Below are 414 nucleotides of genomic sequence, written 5' to 3' on the forward strand. Positions count from 1 at the left end.
GGTCGGCCGCGCCCGCGCCGATGGCCGAGACGATTTCGGCGGACAGGTGCTCCTCCAGCTCGACATCGACATCGGGGTTCTCGGACAGGAAGCGCGACAGCGCCGTGGCCAGGAAGGAGTTGGTGGCCGTGGTGTTGGCCAGCAGCCGGACCCGCCCCTTCACGCCCTTGGCATAGGGCCGCAAGTCGGAATGCATGCACTCCAGCTCGCGGAACACCTCCCGCGCGTGGCGCAGCAGGGCGTCGCCGGCCGGTGTCAGGCGCACGCCTTTCACCTGGCGGATCAGCAACTGGGTCTGGAACGCCTCCTCCAGCTGCTTGATGCGCGTGCTGGCGGCAGGCAGGGACAGGAAGCTGCGTTCGGCCGCCCGCGTCAGGTTCTCGGTCTCCCCCACATTGAGGAAGAGGCGCAGGT

1 protein-coding gene is annotated in these 414 nt (G+C 68.8%); it reads right to left on the reverse strand.

Annotation, left to right across the window (positions count from 1 at the left end; genetic code table 11):
• The coding region (locus AC1DHL_RS29985) for a LysR family transcriptional regulator (protein WP_478164366.1) at positions 1-412 on the reverse strand (412 nt) is incomplete at its 3' end.
• Positions 413-414: the final 2 nt, after the last annotated feature.

It is taken from the genome of Variovorax sp. 10L426, from assembly GCF_056395305.1.